Raw genomic sequence first — 314 nt, 5'->3', positions numbered from 1 at the left:
TGCTGCCCGAACAGCTGGCCATCGACACCGCCTGCCGGCTGGCCGAGATCCCCGACCAGATGATCGCGGCAGTGGAATCGGAGGTCGTCGGCGCCCTGGCCCGGGATCTGGACGGGGGCCACCGACCCAGCCGCACCGCCCTGGACACCGCGGTCGACACAGCGAGAGAACGCCACGATCCCCGGGCCGCCGACGACGCGGTCGACGCCGCGGTCGAGCAGCGCACCGTCCGGTTTCGCCCCGGCCGCAACGGCATGACCAGCATGTGGGCCCACCTGCCCAGCAGTGACGCCGAGAAGTTGCGCCGCCGCATC

At 72.6% G+C, this 314-nt stretch carries 1 pseudogene; it reads left to right on the top strand.

The features are described 5' to 3' along the window. Positions 1–2: 2 nt before the first annotated feature. Positions 3–314: pseudogene (locus IY392_RS18915) on the top strand (hypothetical protein); the annotation flags it as partial.

Source organism: Dietzia sp. SYD-A1, assembly GCF_015356725.1.
Lineage (GTDB): Bacteria > Actinomycetota > Actinomycetes > Mycobacteriales > Mycobacteriaceae > Dietzia.
This window is presented reverse-complemented; position numbering and strand designations above follow the sequence as displayed.